The sequence below is a fragment of the Stenotrophomonas sp. YJH_SMC_8 genome (genome assembly GCF_059371315.1).
In genome coordinates this window covers 20,969-42,675 of sequence record NZ_JCAFUL010000005.1, presented here as the reverse complement: position 1 = coordinate 42,675, position 21,707 = coordinate 20,969, and the positions used below count along the sequence as shown (strand labels likewise).

Below are 21,707 nucleotides of genomic sequence, written 5' to 3'. Positions count from 1 at the left end.
AAATGGTGGTACGCTGACCCCCGCGCTCCGACGGGCTGATCCGGCACATGACAGCTATCAAGACCAATGACCTGCAGGCCTTCGTGGTGGTTGCACAAGAGCAGAGCTTCACCAAAGCTGCCGCCAGGCTCGGGGTGACCCCATCAGCGCTGAGCCATTCCATGCGCTTGCTGGAGGAGAGGCTGGGAATTCGCCTTCTGGCCAGGACCACGCGCAATGTCGCAACCACCGAAGCCGGTGAGAGGCTGCTAAGTTCGATCGCTCCGCACTTTGACGCTATTGGCGAGAGCGTGGAAGCGCTGGGAGAGCTTCGCGACCGCCCTGCAGGGACGCTTCGCATTTCCTGCACCGACGATTCTATCGAGATGGTGATGCGTCCCAGACTTGCGGGGTTTCTCGAAGCCTATCCAGAGATCACCGTCGAGTTCTTTGTCGACTATGGGTTCTCCAACGTCGTTGAGGAACGCTTTGATGCCGGGATCCGGCTGGGAGAGGCCCTTAGCAAGGACATGATTGCTGTCCGGGTTGGCCCGGACTGGCGCTTGATAGTCGTGGCATCGCCGGAATATTTCGCCAAGCACGCTCCGCCCAGGAAGCCGGCAGATATCACCAAGCACAAATGCATTCACATCCGTCATCGGCCGACCGGCTCGATCTACTCGTGGGAATTTGAGGAAAAAGGCAAGGAATTCACCGTACAAGGCGATGGGCAGCTCGTGTTCAACAGCATGACGCACGTCATGAACGCGGCGCTGGATGGATTAGGACTTGCCTATGTCCCAGAGCCCTTGGTGCGCGATGCCATTGCGTCCGGACGCCTCATCCAAGTGCTTGATAAGTGGTGCGTCCCGTTCTCTGGCTACCACCTTTACTACGCAAACAGGCGTCAGCATTCTTCAGCATTTGCTGCTCTTCTGGACTGGTTCAAGTACACCACCTAGCCGGCACCAACTTCAGCGCGCAGCATTGCCATTGGTCCGAGCGGTCGCGGCCGCCACCAGCGATCCAAGGATCAGCACGAACGCACTGGCGATGAACGTGATCCGATAACCGCTGGAATCAAACAGCACGCCGCCAACGGTTGAACCCAATGCGATGGAGAGCTGAATAACCGCAACCATCAAGCCGCCGCCGGCCTCGGCGTCGTTCGGGAGAGACTGCGCCAACCACGACCACCAAGCCACAGGGACAGCGGTCGCCACCAGGCCCCAAAGTGCGAGCAGGGCGAACACCAAGCCGGTCATGTGACCCAGGACGACCAAGGCCACCGCGACAGCGGCCATTACCAGCGGAACCACGATTAGAGGCTTGTAAACGCCCCTCTTGATCACTGAGCCAATGATCACCGTTCCAACGAAGCCCGCCAACCCGAGGGCAAGCAGCATCATCGACAGCTCCGTGACGCTGACACCCGTGACCGTTTCAAGGAACGGGCGCAGGTAAGTAAACAGTATGAACTGGCCAATGAAGAAGAGACCGACGGCCGCCATGCCGCGGCGGACAATGCGCTGGTACGGCACGCCGAATGCACCAGCCGGGGCGCCATTACCCTTCTCGGCTTTGAGCGAAGGGAGACTGATCCACTGCCAGATCAGCGCGATCAATGCGATGGGCACCACGCACATGAAGGCCCCTCGCCAACCGATGACACCGCCAAGGTAGCTGCCGAGCGGGGCTGCAACGACTGTTGCCAGTGCGTTGCCGCCGTTGAAGATGGCCAAGGCCTTGGGAACACTCTTGGCCGGCACCAGGCGCATGGCGATGGCTGCTGACATCGACCAGAAACCGCCGATCACCACGCCGATGAGCGCACGGCCCATCATGTAGACCGGATAGCTGGGTGCCAAGCTGACGATCACGCCAGACACACCCATTGCCATGGTGAGCAGAAGCAGCAGCGTCTTGCGGTTCAGATTGCCGGCCAAGCGACTGATCGACAGACTGGTGATGACGGCAAAGGTGCCGGAGATGGCGATGCCGTAGCCTGCCCAGCCCTCTGAGACGCCTAGAGAGGTCGCGATGGGGGTAAGCAGGCTCACCGGCATGAATTCCGATGCGATCAGTCCGAAGACGCATAGCGTCATTGAGAGCACGCCTGCCCAATTGGCGGTGGTGGTGGCGCTCGCGTCTGCCGCACCTTCCGTTGTACTTGGCGATGTTGCGGGGTTCATGTGGATCGACTCCTGATGGTTCGCATGTCTGATGCCCCACCCTCAGCCAGGGCTGAGGTAAGCGCGGGGCTAGAAGCAGGGGCGACGGCAAGATGCGTCGGCTTGAGCTAAGCCGTTGGCTCGATCACCGGCCCGGAAACGAGCCGTCACTCTGGCGAGCGCTATGGTGTCGTGGGTTCAGCCCGCTGATAAGCAGGTGTAATCTCTAAGCACTACTGAGATCACCTCAGTAATCCCCGCCGCGGCAGTAGGGCCTGGGGAGAAGCCCGGATGCATGTCGCATGCAAGGCTCGGGGGCATTGCGTCCCAGCGAGTTTCCGCGATGAGCGAGTATTGCAGGCAAGTGCGCCCTCATGGCGTTTGACGGGGAATGGGGTCAGGTCCCTTTTCCTTCGGAATAGGGATCTGACCCCCGGGGAAGCTCCGTGGGCAGGGCCTGCGCGATAATGCCGCCATGAGCATCCAAGAGCTTTCCCCCACGCAGGCACGCGAGCGCCTGGCCCACGGCGCCGTGCTGATCGATGTGCGCGAGGCGCACGAACGGGCCGGTGGCATGGCCGAGGGCGCGCGCGGCGTGGCCAAGGGCGAGCTGCAGGCCGACCCGGCCGCGCATCTGCCGCGGCGCGACCAGGAAATCCTGCTGATCTGCCAGAGCGGCAAGCGCTCGGCCGATGCCGCGCAGTCCCTGCTGGAGGCGGGCTACACAAACGTCGCTTCCGTGACGGGCGGCACCGTGGCCTGGCGCGAGCAGTCGCTGCCGCTGGTGCAGCCGCTGGCCAGCGCCGCCGACCGCGATTTCTTTGATCGCTATTCGCGGCATCTTCTGTTGCCACAGGTAGGCGAAGCTGGCCAGCGCACGCTGCAGCAGTCGCGCGTGTTGGTGCTGGGAGCGGGTGGGCTGGGTGCCCCGGCCGGCTTCTACCTGGCCGCTGCGGGGGTAGGGCACCTGCGCTTCGCCGACCACGACCGCGTGGAGCGCAGCAACTTGCACCGGCAGATCGTGCACACCGAGGCCAGCGTCGGCCAGCTCAAGGTCGATTCCGCACGCGAACGGTTGCTGGCACTGAATCCCTCCATCGAGGTCGAGGCGGTGCCGGAGCGGGTCACCTCCGAGAACGTGGATGCGCTGCTTGAGGGCGTGGACGTGGTGCTGGACGGCTCGGACAACTTCCCGCTGCGCTACCTGCTCAACGACGCCTGCATCAAGCACGCCAAGCCGCTGGTCTATGCCGCCATCGAGCGCTTTGATGGCCAGGTAAGCGTGTTTGACGCTGGCCGCCAGCGTGGCGTGGCGCCGTGCTACCGCTGCCTGTTCCCGGAGCCGCCGCCGCCAGAGTTTGCGCCGAACTGTTCCGAGGCGGGGGTGCTGGGGGTGCTGCCTGGGTTGGCGGGGGTGCTGCAGGCCACCGAGGTGCTGAAGCTGCTGCTCGGCATCGGCGAGCCGCTGGTGGGGCGGCTGCTGCGCTTCGATGCGCTGGGCATGCGCTTCCGCGAGACCGGCATCCGCCCGGACCCGCAGTGCCCGGTGTGTGCGCCGGGCGTGCCGTTCCCGGGGTATATCGATTACGCCGCGTTTTGCCGGGGTGGGTGATTGCCGTAGGTAGCGCCGGGCCATGCCCGGCGGGCAATTACGCGTGGGATGTAAAACCGCCGGGCACGGCCCGGCGCTACCGTCGATAGATTCGGAATGATGCTGGGGGTCGCTCCCGCCATCGTTCCACCTCCAATACAATCCGGCGCAACATGCGTGCTATTGCCGTCATCGGCATTGCTCTATTGTTGAACCCGATTCTGGATCTTGGGGAAAACACCGCATGGCGGTAGAAGCAGCGACCAGCGAGCTGGTCAAGGTCGTGGCCCTGTTGGGTGCGGCGGTGGTGATGGTGCCCCTGTTCCGCCGGGCCGGCCTGGGCTCGGTACTGGGCTACTTCGCCGCTGGCCTGGCGATCGGGCCGTTCGGGCTGGGCTGGTTCTCCGACCCGCAGGCCATCCTGCATACCGCCGAACTCGGCGTGGTCATGTTCCTGTTCGTGATCGGCCTGGAAATGCGGCCCTCGCACCTGTGGAGCCTGCGCAAGGAAATCTTCGGGCTGGGCACGCTGCAGATCGTCACCTGTGCGCTGGTGCTGACCAGCATCGCCAAGCTGTTTGGGTTGCCCTGGCAGGTGGCCTTCATCGGCGCCACCGGCTTCGTGCTGACCTCCACCGCGGTGGTGATGCAGCTGCTGGCCGAGCGCGGTGACATCGCGCTGCCGTCGGGGCAGAAGATCGTCTCCATCCTGCTGTTTGAAGACCTGCTGATCGTGCCGTTGCTGGCGCTGGTGGCGTGGATGGGCCCGAGCGCGGGCAGTGCCGATGGCGAGGGTTCGCGCTGGCTGTCGGTGGCGGTTGGCGTCGGTGCCATCGTCGGCCTGGTGCTGGTCGGCCGCTTCCTGCTCAACCCGCTGTTCCGCCTGCTGGCCGAATCGAAGGCACGCGAGGTGATGACCGCCGCCGCGTTGCTGGTGGTGCTGGGCGCGGCGCTGCTGATGCAGCTGTCCGGCCTGTCGATGGCGATGGGCGCGTTCCTGGCCGGCGTGCTGCTGAGCGAATCGACCTTCCGCCACCAGATCGAAGCCGATATCGAACCGTTCCGCGGCATCCTGCTCGGCCTGTTCTTCCTCAGCGTCGGCATGGCGCTGGACCTGGGCGTGGTGGCTTCGCACTGGCAGCTGATCGCCGGCCTGGTGCTGGCGCTGATGGCGGCCAAGGCGCTGTGCATCTACGTCGTTGCGCGTGTGATGGGCAGCGACCACGCGCAGGCGCTGGACCGTGGCGTGCTGATGGCGCAGGGCGGTGAGTTCGCCTTCGTGCTGTTCTCCGCGGCGGCGGCCGCTGGTGTGATCGATGTGGACATCAATGCCAACTTCACCGCCGTGGTGGTGCTGTCGATGGCGCTGACCCCGCTGGTGGTGCTGGTCTACAAGCGCGTGGCGCCGAAGCCGACGGTGAACCTGGAGGGCGTGGACGAGGCCGACGGCCTGTCCGGCAGCGTGCTGCTGATCGGCTTCGGCCGCTTCGGCCAGGTGGCCAGCCAGTCGCTGCTGGCGCGCGACGTGGACGTGACCATCATCGACAACGATGTGGAGATGATCCAGAGCGCGGCCCGGTTCGGCTTCAAGATCTACTACGGCGATGGCACCCGCCTGGACGTGCTGCATGCTTCCGGCGCGGCGACCGCGCGCGCGATCGCGGTGTGCGTGGACAAGGCGGACGCCGCCGACCGCATCGTCGAGCTGGTCGCGCACGAATTCCCGCAGGCCAAACTGATGGTGCGCTCGTTCGACCGCGAGCATTCACTGCGGCTGATCCATGCCGGCGTCGATTTCCAGATCCGCGAGACCTTTGAATCGGCCGTGCTGTTCGGTCAGGCCGCGCTGGTCGAGCTGGGCGCCGACGAGGACGACGCGATCGAGATCGCCGAGCAGATCCGTCGCCGCGACGCCGAGCGTTTCGAGCTGGAAATCGCCGGTGGTGGTCTGAATGCCGGCGCGCGGATGATCTATGGCAACGCCCCGCAGGGCGTGCCGACGCCGACGCCGTTCACCGCCCCGAAGCGGGAGAGCAAGACGCTGAACCCGCAGGATGTGCCGGAAGAGGAAGAATGAGGTGCCGCGCATCGCGCTCGCCGGGCGTGGCCCGGCGCTACCGTGGTGCGCACGGGTGGGGTAGCGCCGGGCCATGCCCGGCGAGCGCAGCGGCCGCCCGGATTGGCGGTGGGCGAGGGGGCCTGAATCGGGGACAATAGCGTCCCCGCCGCCGCCGTCCCCCGCTCCCGATGACCGATTCCGCTCCCCAGCATCCTGCCCGCATCCTCGATGGCCGCCGCATCGCCGAGGACCTGCTCGACAGCCTGAAGGTGCGCGTCGACGCCCGCGTGGCCGCCGGCGGCAGCCGCCCAGGCCTGGCCGTGGTGCTGGTGGGTGGCGACCCGGCCTCGACCGTGTACGTGCGCAACAAGCGCCGCGCCGCCGAGAAGGTCGGCATCGAGGCGCATGACTACGATCTGCCGGCCGGTACCACCGAAGCCGAGCTGCTCGACCTGATCGACCAGCTGAATGCCGACCCGAAGATCAACGGCATCCTGATCCAGCTGCCGCTGCCGGGCATCCCCGACGCGCGCCGGCTGATCCAGCGCATCGACCCGCGCAAGGACGTGGACGGTTTCCACCCGGAAAACGTCGGCCACCTGGCCCTGCGCGAGTTCGGCCTGCGCCCGTGCACCCCGCGCGGCATCACCACGCTGCTGGGCCACACCGACCAGCCGGTGCGCGGCCGCAACGCCACCATCGTCGGCGTGAGCAACCACGTCGGCCGCCCGATGGGCCTGGAGCTGCTGATTGCCGGCTGCACCGTCACCAGCTGCCACAAGTTCACCCCCAAGGACGTGCTGGAACAGGCCGTGCGCAACGCCGACATCCTGGTGGTGGCGGTGGGCCGCCCGGGCATCGTTCCGGGCGAGTGGGTGAAGCCGGGCGCGGTGGTGATCGACGTGGGCATCAACCGCTTGGATGACGGTCGCCTGGTGGGCGATGTCGGGTTTGAGGCCGCTGCCCAGCGGGCCAGCTGGATCACCCCGGTGCCGGGTGGCGTCGGCCCGATGACCGTGGCCACGCTGATGCAGAACACCCTGGAAGCCGCTGAAGCCTCCTGAGGGTAGCGCCGGGCCATGCCCGGCGGATGTTTGCGGCGCCGCTGCGCTCGCCGGGCATGGCCCGGCGCTACCGGGGTTGCATTGATGCCCCGCGATTCCCGCCGACCCGCTCCTGGTAGGTGCCAACCTTGGTTGGCACGATCCGTCCGGCACCTAGACCCCAGATGGGCCCATGGACCCGATGGATGTGTGTCAACCAAGGTTGGCACCCACCCAAGCCCCCCCTGAACCAATCACCGCCCGCGCGACACTGCGTCGCATCTACCCCCTGCCACGCGGCGCGAAAACAGGGTAAAATGTCGCGCTTCCCCACATCTCGGGTATGCCGATGCTGCGCATCCAGGCTGAAGCACTCACTTACGACGACGTCTCGCTCGTCCCCGCCCACTCGACCATCCTGCCCAAGGACGTCAACCTCGAAACGCGGTTGACTCGCGACCTGAAGCTGAAGCTTCCGATCCTGTCCGCAGCCATGGATACCGTCACCGAAGCCCGCCTGGCCATCGCCATGGCCCAGCTCGGCGGCATGGGCATCATCCACAAGAATCTCAGCCTGGAACAGCAGGCCGCGGAAGTGGCCAAGGTCAAGAAGTTCGAGGCCGGCGTCATCCGCGACCCGATCACCGTCGGCCCGGAAACCACCATCCGCGACGTGCTGGCCCTGACCCAGGCGCACAACATCTCCGGCGTGCCGGTGGTGGGCAGCGACGGCCTGCTGGCCGGCATCGTGACCCACCGCGACATGCGCTTCGAGACCGAGCTGGACGATCCGGTCCGCCACATCATGACCAAGAAGGATCGCCTGATCACGGTCAAGGAAGGCGCCGCGTCCGACGAAGTGCTGCAGCTGCTGCACCGCAACCGCATCGAGAAGGTGCTGGTGGTCAATGATTCGTTCGAACTGCGTGGCCTGATCACCGTCAAGGACATCCAGAAGAACACCGACTTCCCGAACGCCGCCAAGGATCTGTCGACCCGCCTGCTGGTCGGCGCCGCTGTCGGCGTGGGTGGCGATACCGATCGCCGCGTGGAAGCGCTGGTCGCTGCCGGCGTGGACGTGATCGTGGTCGATACCGCGCACGGCCACTCGCAGGGCGTGCTGGACCGCGTCAGCTGGGTCAAGAAGAACTTCCCGAACGTGCAGGTCATCGGCGGCAACATCTGCACCGGCGAAGCCGCACTGGCGTTGCTGGACAGCGGCGCGGACGCGGTGAAGGTCGGCATCGGCCCGGGCTCGATCTGCACCACCCGCGTCGTCGCCGGCGTCGGCGTGCCGCAGGTCACCGCCATCGACCTGGTGGCCGAAGCGCTGCAGGACCGCATCCCGCTGATCGCCGACGGTGGCATCCGCTACTCGGGCGACATCGGCAAGGCGTTGGCCGCCGGTGCCTCGACCATCATGGTCGGTGGCCTGCTGGCCGGTACCGAGGAATCGCCGGGCGAGACCGAGCTGTACCAGGGCCGTTCGTACAAGAGCTACCGCGGCATGGGCTCGCTGGCTGCGATGGAGAAGGGGTCCAAGGACCGTTACTTCCAGGACGCCGCCACCGCCGACAAGCTGGTGCCGGAAGGCATCGAAGGCCGCGTGCCGTACCGCGGCCCGGTGGGCGGCATCATCCACCAGCTGATGGGCGGCCTGCGCGCCACCATGGGCTACGTGGGCTGCGCCACCATCGAAGACATGCGCAGCAAGCCCAAGTTCGTGAAGATCAGCGGCGCCGGCCAGCGTGAGAGCCACGTCCACGACGTGACGATCACCAAAGAGCCGCCGAACTACCGCGCCTGATGCGCTTGCGAACTGCTCTTGCGATTACGGGCAGCCTGCTGATGGCAGGCTGTTCGTTGTCCGAACCGCCGCCGCGCTCCGGGTCTCCGGGCGCGGCGGTTTCGCAATTGCAGCACGTGCAGGCGTGCCAGAACGCGTTCTCGCTGCCGAAGGGCTGGCAGGTGCAGGCCGCTGGCGAGCAGCGCTGGCTGCTGAAAGGCACCGGCGAGCGCCCGTTGCAGGTCATCCTGCGGTGCGTTACCGATCTGGGTGACAGGCTTGAAGATCCTGTGGTCACCGCCGAGCTGGGGCCGCTGGAGCCGAAACGGATGAGCGTGCAGTCCGCGTTCTGGGGCAACGCCGTAGATTCCGGTTACCCGATGCACGCCTTTCAACGGCGCATCGTGCGCGGCACCGAAGTGCAGGAAATCGCCGAGCTGCCGCGCGCTGACCGCTCCAACCCCACCGCACCGCACGGCCTGCTGATGCTGCGCTGGGACGAGGAAGACCCCTCACATATTCAACAACGCGAGGCGTTCATCGCCACGCTGACACAGAGCCTTGAAGCGCCGGGCGCTGCGAAAAACACCACTGGAACGGCACCATGACCAACATCCATAACGACAAGATCCTCATCCTCGATTTCGGCGCGCAGTACACGCAGCTGATTGCCCGCCGCATCCGCGAACTGGGCGTCTACTGCGAAATCTGGGCGTGGGACCACAACCCGGCCGAGATCGCCGGCTTCGGCGCCAAGGGCATCATCCTGTCCGGTGGCCCGGAATCGACCACGCTGCCGGGCGCCCCGGCCGCACCGCAGGAAGTGTTCGACAGCGGCCTGCCGATCTTCGGCATCTGCTACGGCATGCAGACCCTGGCAGCCCAGCTGGGCGGTGCCACCGAAGCCGCTGACCAGCGCGAGTTCGGCCACGCCGAAGTGAACGTGATCAACCCGGATGCGCTGTTCAAGGGCCTGAGCGACCACGGCGGCGAGCCGAAGCTGAATGTCTGGATGAGCCACGGCGACCACGTCTCCGTTGCGCCGCCGGGCTTCACCATCACCGCCACCACCGACCGCATTCCGGTGGCCGCCATGGCCAACGAAGAAAAGCGCTGGTACGGCGTGCAGTTCCATCCGGAAGTGACCCACACCCTGCAGGGCCAGACGCTGCTGCGCCGCTTCGTGGTGGACGTGTGCGGCTGCCAGACCCTGTGGACCGCCGCCAACATCATCGACGACCAGATCGCCCGCGTGCGCGAACAGGTGGGCGATGACGAAGTGATCCTGGGCCTGTCCGGCGGCGTCGATTCGTCCGTGGTGGCTGCGCTGCTGCACAAGGCCATCGGCGAGAAGCTGACCTGCGTGTTCGTGGATACCGGCCTGCTGCGCTGGCAGGAAGGCGACCAGGTGATGGCGATGTTCGCCGAGCACATGGGCGTGAAGGTCGTGCGCGTGAACGCCGCCGACCGCTACTTCAAGGCGCTGGAAGGCGTGAGCGACCCGGAAGCCAAGCGCAAGATCATCGGCAACCTGTTCGTTGAGATCTTCGACGAAGAGTCGAACAAGCTGAGCAACGCCAAGTGGCTGGCGCAGGGCACCATCTACCCGGACGTGATCGAGTCGGCCGGCAGCAAGACCGGCAAGGCGCATGTGATCAAGAGCCACCACAACGTGGGCGGCCTGCCGGAGCACATGAAGCTGGGCCTGGTGGAGCCGCTGCGCGAGCTGTTCAAGGACGAAGTGCGCCGCCTGGGCGTTGAACTGGGCCTGCCGCGCACCATGGTCTACCGCCATCCGTTCCCCGGCCCTGGCCTGGGCGTGCGCATTCTGGGCGAGGTGAAGCCGGAATACGCCGAACTGCTGGCCAAGGCTGATGCCATCTTCATTGATGAGCTGCGCAAGGCCGACCTGTACGACAAGACCAGCCAGGCGTTTGCCGTGTTCCTGCCGGTGAAGTCGGTGGGCGTGGTGGGTGACGCGCGGGCTTATGAGTGGGTGATTGCGCTGCGTGCGGTGGAGACGATTGACTTCATGACGGCGCACTGGGCGCATCTGCCGTATGAGTTCCTGGGTACGGTGAGCAACCGGATCATCAATGAGTTGCGGGGGGTGTCGCGGGTGGTTTATGACATCTCGGGGAAGCCGCCGGCTACTATTGAGTGGGAGTGAGTTGAAAGAACGAGGGCGCCGAAAGGCGCCCTTCTTGTTTACATGGCTTAGTGGATACATTTCGAAAATGTTCTAAAGTGGAAAGAACTTGGGCGATCCAGAACTTCGGCAAGTTCTGGCGGGGATTGCGGATCGAACACGGGCTAGGAGAAAGGGATTTAGGATGCAGCATCCCCACGAATTATCATTGGCGATCGCAAATTCTCGAGGAGGCGTTCAGAAAAAGGCTCGATTGATGATCTTCCGTGCGGAAGGAGGGGCATATCCGTTCGGTACTTTCTTCTGTGAGGACGGCTTCTTTCACGCGGATGAAGATATCGCGTTTTCCGTCGTAAAGTGCGGCGGATGGAGGTCGGTTGCCGACGAATTGCCATTTTCGGAATTTGCATGGGCATCTCCCGCGCAAGTTCGAATATTGGGGTCATTACTATTCTGTCAGGTAATTGACGAAGCTTGGGTGCGGCTGTACCCAGTAATTGGTCGGCATTTGGTTTTGGAGCCGGACGAACTCGATCTGGCGGACGTTAATGTCGTCCAGTTGATCAGATCTCGTATTTTGAATTCTTCGGATTTCCTATTGAATCCGAACGGAACTGCAGGTATTCCCGCATCCATTGGTTGTGCGAGATATGATCTGCTGAGCTCGGAATCCGTAGCGATGAGTAGATTTCCAAGCTCATATCGTAGTATCGATCCGAGAAATCTAGTCCTTATGCGCGGCATTCAGGCGCTGGTGAAGTCTGACATGCTTGGGTGCCATCAGGAGTTTGGCGAGGAGTCCGTGCTCTCCATTTATATCGCGATGGATGCTTCGTTCTCCCTGATCCAGAGGGAGCTAATCAAAGCGGGGAACCCAAATCCCTCCGCGAACGACGCCGCTAGATGGTTGCGCAGAGTCTTTGACGAACCCTATGGCTTTGATGCACCTAGTGATTTTGAGAAATATCTTGGTGAGTTCTATGAGAGCAGGATATCTGCAATACATCCGGCCAGTCGCTTTGGGGACTGTCCATTCCCTCCGGCGATTTGGGGTGATGCGATTCATCTAAGATCTATTCTTCGTCAGGTTTTTTCCTATCTTGTGCATGGAGCGCATTTTGACGACTTTGATTCTGCGGTTTCAAGGTTTCATCGCGCGTGATTTAGTGTCTGGGAACTGAAGGGGGAATTGATAATTAATTCTCAATCACATGGAATTTTAAAAATTCTAGTATGCGTGCACGATGTCGGACTCCAAGTCTCTCACTGCCTTTGTAATTTTTAAAGTGAGGAGTCGGTCTACTTTCTCGTCTGACATTGCGGCTACGCGCTCTCCAAGCCACATTGATAGGCGCTCGCGCTTCTGTGCGGCGCTAAGATTATCGAAGTTTGGGATGTAGCTCCCAGCCTCCAAGCTCTTTCCACTGAGCTCATAGTATGTCTTGATAAGGGACTTGGGTTTGAATTTATCCTTTAGCCCAAAGCGATTCATTAGCTTGGAGATTGTCCAGTTTACGGCGCGTAACTGTGATGTTTCTGTGATCTGTGAAAAATAGCAAACCCATCCGAGTCTTTTGTTGTTGAAGGTGCATCCCGTGATTCTTAGGTTTATTTTCCACTTGCAGTATGCGAGAGCTCTGGATCTCTCGGCATCGCTCCGGGCTGCTGAGGCCTTGTGCTTGTAGGCTGTAAGAATTTTCGCAATTGAAGATTCAAATCTCAGTATGCTCTCGCGTCGAATTCGAATTCGATTGCTGCTGATGAGGTAGCCTAAAAAGCTGAACTCTTGGCTTAGTTTATCTATCTTTGTTTTTGAGTCTCCTCCTGGCTCATGGGCCTTGAGACCCATTTTCTTGAGCCTGGTGATGATCTCACTGGCAGTCGGCGCTGCCTGATCATTTGACGTCAGAATGAGTATGTCGTCGACGTATCTGCAATACCAGATTCCTTCAATTGAATTGAAGTGTTTATCTACTTCAATCATTGATATCTCGGCCAGTAGATTGGAAACTGCGAGGCCTTGGGGTACACCTATTGTGGTAGGCTTTAGGCCCTTCGATGTTTTTGATTCTGGCACTGTCGGTGTCGTGATGGCACTTCGGATTAGAGATCGAATTTCGATTTTCCTGATTCTCTTCCAAGTGCTTCCAAGAACTAGCTTGTGCGGAATGGATGGATAAAATCCTTGAAGATCTATCTTCGCGAACTCGGAAAATTCGCCGGATGATAGTTTCCCCTTGAGTGTCTCGATTGCGATGTGGGGCAATTTAAGCTTGGCTTCGGGATAGACGTCGCCCAAGCATTCGCAAAGTGCGCGCAATGTTATACGGTCTCGGACGGTTGGAATTGAAATTTGTCGCGGCTTTGAGTTGTAGCCTTTTGATATGAGCTTCTCTTTATAGGCCGTAAATTTGTACTTGCCTTGGATGATCTTTGAATGAATTAACGAAATTTCATCCCCGAGTCTTTCTCCTAGGGTCGAAGGCTTTACTCGGTCGATTCCGATGGCTGAAGACTTTGATATGCGCTCCGCGTATATCTCGATCAAGTGATCCTTCGAGAACCTGGCTCTGAAACTTTCAGGGGCCTTCATTGGCAAGTATCCATTGCGCAGTACGCTGCAATTAAAGGTGTGGCATAGAGGGTGATTATCAATATGTACCTTAGTATTATTGATGCGACGCCTCTTGCGTACTCAATTTTAGTGGGAATTCTGCTTGTCAGACCAGTGGATAACACCCGCGCCAAGATGTCATCCATTGATGTATGATTCTCGCTGTCCCTGAGCAGTCCGGCGTACAAATCTTGCTCTGCGAGAGTTGGACCGGTTGGCTGGATGTCGTTGTAAAGTTTCTGCAAATGCAAGTAGTTCCCTCGCATCAGCATGGCGCGGCCTCTGAAATCCCTGTTCGTTACAGATAGTGAGATTGCTAGCAGGCCAATTGAAAGTATGGCGCCCAATATGTCGGTGTTATCGCCAAGTATGGTTGGATATCTGATGCTCAGAATGGCTAGGATCGAGCTCAGAATTGCGTACCAGACCAAAAGGAGTTGCGAATGGAAATCCATTCGCTCCAATCGTTCGTGAGCTTTTATTCGAGCCTTGTAGGTGAACCAGATCTTGTCCCTCACGACCCTCTCCAAGAAAAAGAAAAGAGGGGGCAGGGAGTCTTGGTTACCGTTGAACATCCCAAAGGATCAGTAGGCCGGAGCCCAACAGCCGAAGCTGTTACTTATTAGTGCCGCCCTCGCCTAGGCGAGAGGAAATGCCTGCCCCCGAGGCCGATCTTACGGTTAAACCTTCTGAATAGGAAGATGGGTGCCCAAGCCAAAGTGGGCATATGGTGATCACTCGGCCTAAGCTGCCATAGTTGGGGGCATCTAGCACGCTTGCCTACTCCTACAGCTATTGCAAGTGAAGTGAGCCTCATATCGTCGGTAATGGTGGCATGGGGCAGATGAGCGCCACACCTACTCCGGCCTAACCTCCCGACAAGCCCACTCAACCAACCCCCTACAAGCCAGGAACAGCCCATCCACAACCCCTTCATCCAAATGCCGCTCCGGGTCCGCAGCCACCCGGCAGCGGTCCGCGGCATGTAGCACCTCCAGCACCGTCAGCGCCCCCACCATCGCGCGCTCACTCCTTGCGAGGCTGACTCGCCGTCCAGGCGACACATCGTTCTCCGGCCAAGGCAGTCCATCTGCGCCTTCACACCGTCGGATGCGCTTGAGGATGCCGATCAGGGAGTTGAGGTCGGGCGGCGGGGTGTCGTCGTTGATGGGCTCAACGGATGTATACGAGGAAAAGTTCTCGGAATCGTTCATGGCGTCGGCTTCCCTGGCTGTACTTAACAGCGCCACCGCGAAGAGGGTGGCGGACGGTGCGGGTTCCAAACCGGGACAGACAGTTGTCAGAAGACCGGCGGGTCCGGAGACCCCCACGCACCGCCCGCCATAAAGGCCGACGGATTACCCGCCGGCACCGGTTTAAGACGGTGCCGACGGGTAAGCGTAAACAACTCTCTGTCTCGGGTTTGGACGCCCGGCCACCCGTTGTCGGTGGCGCGCCATGGTGTTTACGCCGTCGCTCCGAATGCCAATAGAAATTCCCGAAGAAATCGCAGGAATCGAGAGCGAAGAACTATTGTGGCACGCACCATTCGTGCAGCACGCGACATCGCCAGACGCATTCGCGCAGTCACCCTGCTGATTGCGAATCAAACTGGCGTAATCGCCCACGCCACAAGCGAATAGCGCGACAGCCTTCTTAGCACCCCTTTCGGCTCAAAATCGAATGGCGCCGCCGCCCGATCACCCGTGCACCTGAAAAACCGGTTCAATCACGACACTGCCTAACAGGCATCGCACCCTCAACCGACGCCGCCCTCAGCTTCGGCTGCGTTCCCCACCAACAACTCAATCATCGCCCGCGCCGCCGCGGACTGCCGCCGATGCGGCGCATAGATCACCGAGAACGGCCGTGACCGCCCCCGCAGCTGCGGCAGCACCTCCACCAGCTGCCCGCGCTGTAACCGCTCGCGCACGATGAACTCGTAGCTCTGGCAGATGCCGATGCCCTGTTCGGCCAGCGACACCACGCCCAGCACATCGTCGGAGGTCTCGATGGACGAACGCGGCAGCCAGTCCACGTCGCGCCCCTCGTCACGGAAGATCCACGGCGCCAGCCGCCCGGTGCGCGGCATCACGAAGGGCAGGCACAGGTGCTGTTGCAGGTCGTCCAGCGTCTGCGGCGTGCCACGGCGTTGCAGGTAGCCCGGCGCGGCCACCAGCAGCAGCGGCGCGTCTTCCAGCTTCCGCCCCACCAGCCCGCTGTCCGGCAGCTGGCCCAGCCGGATGGCCAAGTCGAAGCCTTCGGCCACCAGGTCCACGTTGCGGTTGGTGATGTTCAGTTCCACCTGCACCTGCGGGTACTGCTGCGCAAAGCGCGCCAGCACGGGCGGCAGCCGGTAGTGGCCATAGGTGGTCGGCACGCTCAGGCGCACGCGGCCTGCCAGCGCGCCGTCTTGGCCCTGTACGTCGCGCTCGGCGTCGTCCAGCAGGCCAAAGGCCGTGCGCGCCTGTTCCAGATAGAGCCGCCCGGCGTCGGTCAGGCCCACACGGCGGGTGGTCCGTTGCAGCAGCTGCCGGCCCAGCCGCGCCTCCAGGCGGGTGACCGCGCGGCTCAGCACCGAGGGCGTGGTGGACAGCGCCACCGCGCCGGCCGTGAACGAGCCGTGCTCGACCACCGCCAGGAACACCTCCACATCGCCCAGGTAGTCGAACTTGCGGCTCATTTGGCTCTCCGGGGAACAGATGTTTTGCGGTGGGGCCAATTTATCGCCGCTGGGGCGATGAATAAAGTGGCGGCCATTCCCCGATAGGAGTTCCCCATGAACCTGATGACCCGGCTGGCCGCAGCGCTGGCCCTGACTCTGGCCGCCAGCGGCGCGCAGGCCGCCAACGTGCTGGTGGTGCTGTCCGATGAAAACCACCTGGACCTGAAGGACGGCAAGGTGCTGTCCACCGGCTTCTATCTCAACGAGCTGATGCAGCCGGTCAAGCTGCTGCTGGACGCGGGCCACGAGGTGACCTTCGCCACGCCGCAGGGGCGGGCGCCGACGGTGGATGCGTCCTCGGTGACGCCGGCGTACTTCGGCAACGATGCCGCGCAGCTGACGCTGCACAAGGAGTTGCTGGATAAACTGGCGCTGACCTCGCCGACCGCCTCGCCGGTGGTCAGCCTGGCGCGCGTTGAGCAGCAGGGCTACGCACGCTTCGACGCGGTCTACATTCCCGGTGGCCACGCGCCGATGCAGGACCTGCTGAAGAGCCCGGCGCTGGGCCGGCTGCTGGCCGACTTCCACCAGCGCAACAAGACCACCGCGCTGGTCTGCCACGGGCCGATCGCGCTGCTGTCTACGCTGCCGGATGCGGGTGGTTTCGTGGCGAAGCTGGAGGCGGGTGCGACGCCGGCCACGCCGAAGTGGATCTACAGCGGCTACCAGATGACGGTGATCAGCAATCAGGAAGAAGAGCAGGCCAAGCCGCTGCTGGGCGGCGGTGAGATGAAGTTCTACCCGCAGACCGGGTTGCAGCGGGCGGGTGCGACGTTCAGCAGCAACATCACGCCCTGGACCGGGCATGTGGTGGTGGACCGCGAGCTGATTACCGGGCAGAACCCGGCTTCGGCGCTGGAGGTGGGGCAGCGGTTGGTGGAGCGTCTGAAGTAAGGCGGGCCCTGCATCGCATGCGGTGCCGTGGCACCATGGTGGATCGGCTTCGTCCTTATCGGCGGGGCCGGTTTTCCAGGGAAGCCCTTCACTAAGACATGCGAACGTCCATCCGCTTCATTCTCTCCGCCCTGTGCCTTGGCCTGCTGTCTGGCTGCGCCAGTGGGCCGGACTACCACCATTCCAATCGCGAGATCACCGGCGCGTTCGTGGCCGACGACGGCAAGTTGTACCTGCTGCCGGTCTATGACGAGCCGATGCGCTTCGATGCCTCGCCATTCCGTGATTACCGTGCCCTGATGGACAGCCCGCTGCGCGAGGCCGTGGTCTGCGCGCAGCTGTACTTCCGTGAGGACTGGCGCGTGCCGGCCGACCGGGCCAAGGTGCATGGCAGCTACGCGCTGCTGCTGCGGCCCGAGCAGGTGACGCCGGAACAGGCGGCGCAGTTCAAGCTGGAGCGGTTGGAGATCAGCCCGCAGGTGGCCAAGGCTATCGCTGCGTTGACGCGCCAGCCGTACATCCTTGAAGCCCGGACCCGCTACGAACTTGCGGCCAACCCGGACTGCAATCTTTCCAGGCAGGGCGGCAGCTATTACAGCGCGCTGTTCGAGAGTGACGGCGAGCGGGTGAAGTTGCCGGACGCTGCGGCGCTGGCCGCGAAGGCGAAGCTGGCGCAGCCGATTACCGCGCGGGCCGAGCGGATCCGGCCGGACGATACGGACAAGCCGGGGGTTGGGACGGCGGCCGGGAAGGTGCTGGGCGCGGCGTTGGTGCCGGTGGCGGTTCCGGTGTTTGTGTTGAGCCTGCCGTTTTTGGGGCCGGATCATTGGAAGTGAAAGGGCGTTGAGGGAGAGTCATCCACGCACGGCGTGGATCTACTTGGGCATCGCCTGAACGTTCATCCTGGAGATCTGTGTGCCCAGCACGCTGGAAACTGTTTTGAAGACCGTAGGTTTCATTGTCCTTGCGGCACTTCCGTTGGTGATCCTCTGGTTTACCCTTCGGCGAATGGCAGCAACTGCTCGCTCGTCCGTGAAATCGGGGCTGCGTTTGCATGCCCCGCGCCGGATTTCCGGCACGTCCATGACCTTGGTGATGGTGGATGGCAAAGAGGATCGCGAGCACTACTTCTTTGATGCGGAGTCCTTTTACCTGCGGCGTGGGCCGGTGCCCACGGCGGTTCCGCTTTCGCAGATCACCTCAGTCACACGAACGTCCGACAAGATCTACGGGCGCTATGTCTGGCAGGTGTGCTTCAGCAGAGCGTCGGGCAGAAAGTGCGTGACGTTCACCAACAACCTGACGCTGTTCAACCGCGATTTCCTGCTGTTCCTGGAGGCGGTGCGGAAGGCCAACCCGCTGGCGACCGTTGAGCGAGCGGGTCTGTTCTTCTGATTGTGCGGCGATATCAGCGGCGCTGATTGGCAAATAGAGGGGCCAGGAGGGCGGGTTGTTGAGAATGATCTCGCACGTGTCTGACCCACTCAGCCCATGCTGGCGGCGCGGATCTGGATATCCTGCTGCACGCGCTGATCTTCCAGTTGCTGCTCAAGCTGGTTGGCGATGGCGCGCTGCTGCGCTTCGCGGCTGACGGCGTCGAACTGCTGCATGGATTCTTCCACCGTGGTCTGCGCAGCCAGTTCGGTCGGCATTGCTGCGCGCTGGTGTGCCGGGTCGCTGGGCTCGCCCTGCACCACGAACAGGGTGTGACCGGCCGGTTTGTCTGCCGTGGCGTTGCTCAGCAGTACGTGGTCGACGCGGTCCAGGTCGTTGTCCTTGGCCAGCACCAGCAGGCTGGCGGTCATGCGCTCGCTGGCTTCGTCGAAGGTGCGACCGTGTTTGGCGTCCAGCGCCGCTACGCCTTCGCGCACCTGTTGGTAGAGCGCATGATCGGGATGCTCGGGCTGGGTAGGCAGCAGGGGTGCGGGCGGCGCTTCGGGTTCCTGGACTGTTGCGCTTGAGGGCGATGCCACCGGGGCCCCCACGTGTGGTGGGGTGCAAGGAGGCTCGTGCTTCGAGACCAAGGGCGCCGCGTCTGTCATCAGCGCGGGCGTAGCTGGCTCGGCTGCTGCGAGGGTGACTGGAACGTCTGACTCCGGCTGGACCGGCGCCGGCTTCGCTTCGGCTTCGTGGAGGCGGGCAGTAGCCGGCACGGCTTCAGCCACTTCGGTCTGGATTGACGGGGCCGGGGAGTGGCTGTGAGTTGTAACGGGCTCCTGCGCAGGAGCCGGGGGCCCGACATCCGGCGTAGGTAACGCACTCACTTCTGGCTGTGCGGGAGCACGCTCAGCGGTGTGACTGCCGGGTGGCGGCACGGAGGCTGCCGGCATCGTGTGCGCAGGAAGCTCTGCCTCGGTATACGCTTGCCGCTCGCTTGACTCATCCCGTGCAGGTTGCGTTGCAGCGGCTGCGGTCGGCTCCTGTCGTGGTGCTTCGCGGCGAGCCGGTTCCTGCACCGGTTCCGTACGATCGGATGGCGTCGGCGCTGCAGGCGGAGGAGCGCGATGCTCTTGCGTCAGAGTTGGTTCGTTGGGCGCAAGTGCAACGCGTTCAACGGTGCGCGCATCACTCACGGCTTGTGGCGTCAGGCGTTCTTCGGCGTGCTCTCCGCGAACCTCGGCCACGGCAGCGGCGGCCATCTGCTGCACCTGCGGTGCCGCGACGCCAAGTCGATTGGCTTCCTGCATGGCTTGGTCGTGGGCATCGCGCTCGTTGGCGGTCAATGCTTCGATACTGCGTTCGTGGGCGCCGGGTACGGGCGCCTCCATCTGTTGGATGGCGCGGATCTGCGGATAGGTTCGGTTCAACTCGTCGCGGATGTTGCCCTCGGCCAGCGAGTCGTAGATCCAGCCGTCATGCAGCCACTCACCATCGCCTTGATGCTGATAGGTGCGTCCGTCGGAGGCGAGTACGTGATCGGGATGCTCACGGGCCCAGATCACTTCATCAGGAATAGCTCCGTACCGGGACCAGCCTTGTGCGGTGTAGGCCTCCTCATACTGCTTGGCAAAGGCCGCCGAGCTCCGGGCGGCGTTGAAGGCCATGATGCCCTGTGCGGCTTCATCAAGCTGCGCAGCCTTGGTGGCGTCGGCAACTTCGACCGTGGTGTTCTTGATGCCATGTTCGAGGACCTGATGGACGACCTCGCGTCGCCATTCACCGTTCTCCGGGTTGCGCTCCCAGGAACGCGGAAGGGCGCTGGGTGTATCGCTGGCGTCGCCGGCAATGCTGAAGGGATTGATCGGTTGATCCGGCTCGGAGAGCCGCAGCCCGACGGCCCTGCTTGAGGCCTGGTAGTTCAGTTGCTGGGTCAATTCGGCGTCGGCCGTGAGCAGCGTGGTTGCGCCGTAGATCGGGCGATCGGCCAGGGTACCGACGGTGCCTACGATCTCCCGCTCGCTGTGTGTCCAGCCATTCTCGGGATGCGCCGGGTCAAACGTCCAGATTCTGCCGGTGTTGTCGGCCTGATTGTTGATCTGGTACTTCTCGATCCAATCGACGATCTCACTGCCGCCCCAGGCGCCTAACCCGCCACCGATGATGCCGGTAACAATGGAGCCGGGGCCGGACTCGATGCCCAGCAGCGTACCGACCTTGGCGCCCACGGCCGCACCGGTCCAACCGCCGACACTGCGTGCACCGAAGTCCAGCAGCGTGGCTTCTGCGCCCGTCCGGTTGTCGCGCGCGTATAGGTCGGCAATCCTTGTTCCTTCCGTGGCGGCTTCAACGACCGTGGCTGTGGCGCCACCGATGACGGCGCCCCGCACCATGTTTGGGCGCACGCGGATGGTGTGGTCGATGCCGCGTGCTTCCTGGATGTTGGGCGTAATGCCTTCAACAACCTTGAGCGTTGCGCGCTCATCGAGAACGGCTGCCGCTGTTGGTGGGCTGACCTTTGTGTTGTGGGGCAGGGTATCCTCAAGCTCGGCGTGCCAGCGGCCTTGTGCGCGCCAGTCATCGCGCAGTGTCTGGGTGATTCGCGGGTCATTCAGCCGAGCTTCGCGTTCCGCTTCCAGGGCTGTGCCGGGTAGGCGGGTATCGCTATGGCTGTCGTAGACCTGAGCGCCTTTGCGTCCGTAGAGTCGAATTTGGATGCCTGTCTCGGCCTGAACCTTGTCCAGATTTCCGGGTAGGGCATCGTAAACGTGTTTGCGCACGTCTTCCGGGACGTAGCGGCCGAAGCCATAGTTGTCCAGAGAGTTGGAAAAGCGTGCATCCACGCCAAGTTCGCTTTCCAGCCGATGCGCGACGACGCCTCGAATCTCCACTTCGTAGCCTTTGGCCTGAAGATCCTTGATCAGCGTGATCGCACTATCACCATTGCCCAGCGTCGTGTCGAGGATGAGGTTCCTACGACCCTCGACTGCTCCCGCACGCAGTTCTTTCGCCCAGTGGCTGGCGTCCTCGTGGGTGTGCCCGGCCCAAGTGTACGGGTGCCGCTCGTACAGCCGCTCTACATCTGGATACGCATCGCGTAGTTCGTCGGGATCCACGACAACTACATTCCCGCCAAGTTCCGCTCTGCTGATGTCCTTCAGCCTGCCCTTTCCTGCGCCTGGTTGCCCTGCGAGGAGGATGGCCTTTGGTGTTGTCTGTGAGGTGTGGTGATTCAAGCCACTCTCGGGAATGATCGTTTCCCGAAGAACCCGCTGATGCACGTCTGCCGGCAACTGACCATCCTTGGAGGCCATTAGCT

Annotated in this window: 17 protein-coding genes; 11 read left to right on the top strand and 6 right to left on the bottom strand. The window is 62.6% G+C overall.

Features of this window, described 5'->3' with window-relative positions:
* Nucleotides 1-47 precede the first annotated feature (47 nt).
* Nucleotides 48-941, top strand: a complete 894-nt coding sequence (locus AC5P88_RS07590) for a LysR family transcriptional regulator (protein ID WP_106549638.1) — start codon at nt 48-50, stop codon at nt 939-941.
* A gap of 12 nt (nt 942-953) precedes the next feature.
* Here the strand turns inward: AC5P88_RS07590 and AC5P88_RS07585 are convergent, their stop codons facing one another.
* Nucleotides 954-2,171 carry an MFS transporter gene (locus AC5P88_RS07585; protein ID WP_495224732.1) on the bottom strand — a complete coding sequence of 406 codons (1,218 nt, stop codon included), beginning with the start codon at nt 2,169-2,171 and terminating at the stop codon, nt 954-956.
* A 454-nt stretch (nt 2,172-2,625) separates the two neighbouring features.
* Between AC5P88_RS07585 and moeB the strand changes: the two genes are divergently transcribed.
* From moeB to AC5P88_RS07550, 7 genes are all read left to right on the top strand, one after another.
* Nucleotides 2,626-3,762 carry a molybdopterin-synthase adenylyltransferase MoeB gene (gene moeB / locus AC5P88_RS07580; RefSeq protein ID WP_495224731.1) on the top strand — a complete coding sequence of 379 codons (1,137 nt, stop codon included), beginning with the start codon at nt 2,626-2,628 and terminating at the stop codon, nt 3,760-3,762.
* 223 nt (nt 3,763-3,985) lie between these two features.
* A complete protein-coding gene (locus AC5P88_RS07575) occupies nt 3,986-5,818 on the top strand; it encodes a monovalent cation:proton antiporter-2 (CPA2) family protein (RefSeq protein ID WP_495224730.1) in 1,833 nt (610 codons plus the stop codon).
* Nucleotides 5,819-5,988: 170 nt separating this feature from the next.
* The gene (gene folD, locus AC5P88_RS07570) at nt 5,989-6,864 is read left to right on the top strand and encodes a bifunctional methylenetetrahydrofolate dehydrogenase/methenyltetrahydrofolate cyclohydrolase FolD (protein WP_010484605.1); all 876 of its coding nucleotides are present in this window, start codon (nt 5,989-5,991) and stop codon (nt 6,862-6,864) included.
* Between the two features lie 328 nt (nt 6,865-7,192).
* Nucleotides 7,193-8,650 carry an IMP dehydrogenase gene (gene guaB / locus AC5P88_RS07565; protein ID WP_005409308.1) on the top strand — a complete coding sequence of 486 codons (1,458 nt, stop codon included), beginning with the start codon at nt 7,193-7,195 and terminating at the stop codon, nt 8,648-8,650.
* A 107-nt stretch (nt 8,651-8,757) separates the two neighbouring features.
* On the top strand, nt 8,758-9,237 hold the full coding sequence (locus AC5P88_RS07560; protein WP_180875987.1) for a hypothetical protein: 480 nt from the start codon (nt 8,758-8,760) through the stop codon (nt 9,235-9,237).
* Nucleotides 9,234-10,799: a glutamine-hydrolyzing GMP synthase gene (gene guaA, locus AC5P88_RS07555; protein ID WP_049483147.1), complete on the top strand. Its 1,566-nt coding sequence runs from the start codon at nt 9,234-9,236 to the stop codon at nt 10,797-10,799. Before AC5P88_RS07560 ends, guaA begins: the two co-directional genes overlap by 4 nt.
* 163 nt (nt 10,800-10,962) lie before the next feature.
* Entirely contained in the window at nt 10,963-11,940 is a 978-nt protein-coding gene (locus AC5P88_RS07550; RefSeq protein ID WP_495224729.1) for a hypothetical protein, read from the top strand.
* Nucleotides 11,941-12,006: 66 nt separating this feature from the next.
* On the opposite strand, the gene AC5P88_RS07545 is transcribed toward AC5P88_RS07550, so the two are convergent.
* From AC5P88_RS07545 to AC5P88_RS07530, 4 genes are all read right to left on the bottom strand, one after another.
* Complete coding sequence (locus tag AC5P88_RS07545) at nt 12,007-13,371, bottom strand: reverse transcriptase domain-containing protein (RefSeq protein ID WP_495224728.1); 1,365 nt, start codon at nt 13,369-13,371, stop codon at nt 12,007-12,009.
* Nucleotides 13,368-13,967, bottom strand: a complete 600-nt coding sequence (locus AC5P88_RS07540) for an SLATT domain-containing protein (protein WP_495224727.1) — start codon at nt 13,965-13,967, stop codon at nt 13,368-13,370. The genes AC5P88_RS07545 and AC5P88_RS07540 overlap by 4 nt, the downstream gene beginning before the upstream one ends.
* A 282-nt stretch (nt 13,968-14,249) precedes the next feature.
* On the bottom strand, nt 14,250-14,606 hold the full coding sequence (locus AC5P88_RS07535; RefSeq protein WP_065175061.1) for a hypothetical protein: 357 nt from the start codon (nt 14,604-14,606) through the stop codon (nt 14,250-14,252).
* Nucleotides 14,607-15,151: 545 nt separating this feature from the next.
* A complete protein-coding gene (locus tag AC5P88_RS07530; RefSeq protein WP_495224726.1) occupies nt 15,152-16,075 on the bottom strand; it encodes a LysR family transcriptional regulator in 924 nt (307 codons plus the stop codon).
* Nucleotides 16,076-16,171: 96 nt separating this feature from the next.
* On the opposite strand from AC5P88_RS07530, the gene AC5P88_RS07525 reads away from it, so the two are divergent.
* The 3 genes from AC5P88_RS07525 (at nt 16,172) to AC5P88_RS07515 (ending at nt 18,406) form a co-directional block, all read left to right on the top strand.
* Nucleotides 16,172-17,011 (top strand): type 1 glutamine amidotransferase domain-containing protein, encoded by an 840-nt coding sequence (locus tag AC5P88_RS07525; RefSeq protein WP_495224725.1) that lies wholly within the window; start codon nt 16,172-16,174, stop codon nt 17,009-17,011.
* A gap of 98 nt (nt 17,012-17,109) precedes the next feature.
* On the top strand, nt 17,110-17,847 hold the full coding sequence (locus AC5P88_RS07520) for a hypothetical protein (RefSeq protein WP_495224724.1): 738 nt from the start codon (nt 17,110-17,112) through the stop codon (nt 17,845-17,847).
* Nucleotides 17,848-17,926: 79 nt separating this feature from the next.
* Nucleotides 17,927-18,406: a hypothetical protein gene (locus tag AC5P88_RS07515; protein ID WP_495224723.1), complete on the top strand. Its 480-nt coding sequence runs from the start codon at nt 17,927-17,929 to the stop codon at nt 18,404-18,406.
* 89 nt (nt 18,407-18,495) lie between these two features.
* Here the strand turns inward: AC5P88_RS07515 and AC5P88_RS07510 are convergent, their stop codons facing one another.
* Nucleotides 18,496-21,702 carry a zeta toxin family protein gene (locus AC5P88_RS07510; protein WP_495224722.1) on the bottom strand — a complete coding sequence of 1,069 codons (3,207 nt, stop codon included), beginning with the start codon at nt 21,700-21,702 and terminating at the stop codon, nt 18,496-18,498.
* Nucleotides 21,703-21,707: the final 5 nt, after the last annotated feature.

What these genes read in the sequence shown, in the direction of transcription:
- AC5P88_RS07590 (WP_106549638.1), top strand. Translation starts at nt 48, where the DNA reads ATGACAGCTATCAAGACCAATGACCTGCAGGCCTTCGTGGTGGTTGCA.
- AC5P88_RS07585 (WP_495224732.1), bottom strand. Translation starts at nt 2,171, where the DNA reads ATGAACCCCGCAACATCGCCAAGTACAACGGAAGGTGCGGCAGACGCG.
- moeB (WP_495224731.1), top strand. Translation starts at nt 2,626, where the DNA reads ATGAGCATCCAAGAGCTTTCCCCCACGCAGGCACGCGAGCGCCTGGCC.
- AC5P88_RS07575 (WP_495224730.1), top strand. Translation starts at nt 3,986, where the DNA reads ATGGCGGTAGAAGCAGCGACCAGCGAGCTGGTCAAGGTCGTGGCCCTG.
- folD (WP_010484605.1), top strand. Translation starts at nt 5,989, where the DNA reads ATGACCGATTCCGCTCCCCAGCATCCTGCCCGCATCCTCGATGGCCGC.
- guaB (WP_005409308.1), top strand. Translation starts at nt 7,193, where the DNA reads ATGCTGCGCATCCAGGCTGAAGCACTCACTTACGACGACGTCTCGCTC.
- guaA (WP_049483147.1), top strand. Translation starts at nt 9,234, where the DNA reads ATGACCAACATCCATAACGACAAGATCCTCATCCTCGATTTCGGCGCG.
- AC5P88_RS07550 (WP_495224729.1), top strand. Translation starts at nt 10,963, where the DNA reads ATGCAGCATCCCCACGAATTATCATTGGCGATCGCAAATTCTCGAGGA.
- AC5P88_RS07545 (WP_495224728.1), bottom strand. Translation starts at nt 13,371, where the DNA reads ATGAAGGCCCCTGAAAGTTTCAGAGCCAGGTTCTCGAAGGATCACTTG.
- AC5P88_RS07540 (WP_495224727.1), bottom strand. Translation starts at nt 13,967, where the DNA reads ATGTTCAACGGTAACCAAGACTCCCTGCCCCCTCTTTTCTTTTTCTTG.
- AC5P88_RS07535 (WP_065175061.1), bottom strand. Translation starts at nt 14,606, where the DNA reads ATGAACGATTCCGAGAACTTTTCCTCGTATACATCCGTTGAGCCCATC.
- AC5P88_RS07530 (WP_495224726.1), bottom strand. Translation starts at nt 16,075, where the DNA reads ATGAGCCGCAAGTTCGACTACCTGGGCGATGTGGAGGTGTTCCTGGCG.
- AC5P88_RS07525 (WP_495224725.1), top strand. Translation starts at nt 16,172, where the DNA reads ATGAACCTGATGACCCGGCTGGCCGCAGCGCTGGCCCTGACTCTGGCC.
- AC5P88_RS07520 (WP_495224724.1), top strand. Translation starts at nt 17,110, where the DNA reads ATGCGAACGTCCATCCGCTTCATTCTCTCCGCCCTGTGCCTTGGCCTG.
- AC5P88_RS07510 (WP_495224722.1), bottom strand. Translation starts at nt 21,702, where the DNA reads ATGGCCTCCAAGGATGGTCAGTTGCCGGCAGACGTGCATCAGCGGGTT.